General features: G+C 73.7%; 1 protein-coding gene. It reads right to left on the bottom strand.

Annotation, left to right across the window (positions count from 1 at the left end):
• On the bottom strand, positions 1-570 hold a 570-nt coding region (locus tag GJV64_RS15350), incomplete at both ends, for a type II secretion system minor pseudopilin (RefSeq protein ID WP_164158391.1).

Raw genomic sequence — 570 nt, 5'->3', positions numbered from 1 at the left:
TGACCGCCGCCCTGGCGGTAGGCAGGTCAACCCCGGCCAGCGCGGCGAGCAGCGGCGCCTCGGGGGGCGTCAGGCTGTTGATGTTGGGCCGTGACAGCTCGGTCTCGGGCAGCGCGCACAGGTGCGGCCGGGCGCGGGCATAGATGGCCGGGGTGACGCCAGCGACTGCCCGCCATTCCGATACGTCGGCGAGCAGCGTGCCGGCGGTGCGATAGGGTGTGGCGGCGCGGGCATAGGCCGGGTCTTCGGCGCCGCCGGGGCCGGGCTGGTTGTCGATGTCGATCCAGTCGGCGGTGGCGGCGGCGATGCGGCGCGCCTCGTCTGACGGCACGTCAAGCAGGCCAAGCAGCCGGGCCAGCTGTTCAACACCCAGCGCGCGCGTGACGGTGCGTCCCGGCGGCCCTATGGCAACGCTGTTGAGATTGAAGCAGTTGCCGCCCGGAGCAAGAGCGACGCTGGCGCTGCCGGCCGGCGTTGCAAGCGTGATTGGTGCCGGCGGCAGCGGGCCACGGGCACGGGCCAACAGCAGCGGCTCGGCGGCCAGCGCACCGGCCTGCGCTTGTCCAGCGG

Source organism: Sandarakinorhabdus rubra (genome assembly GCF_010994245.1).
Classification (GTDB): domain Bacteria; phylum Pseudomonadota; class Alphaproteobacteria; order Sphingomonadales; family Sphingomonadaceae; genus Sandarakinorhabdus; species Sandarakinorhabdus rubra.
Note: the sequence above shows the minus strand (reverse complement) of the source record. Positions and strands in the feature narration are given on the sequence as shown.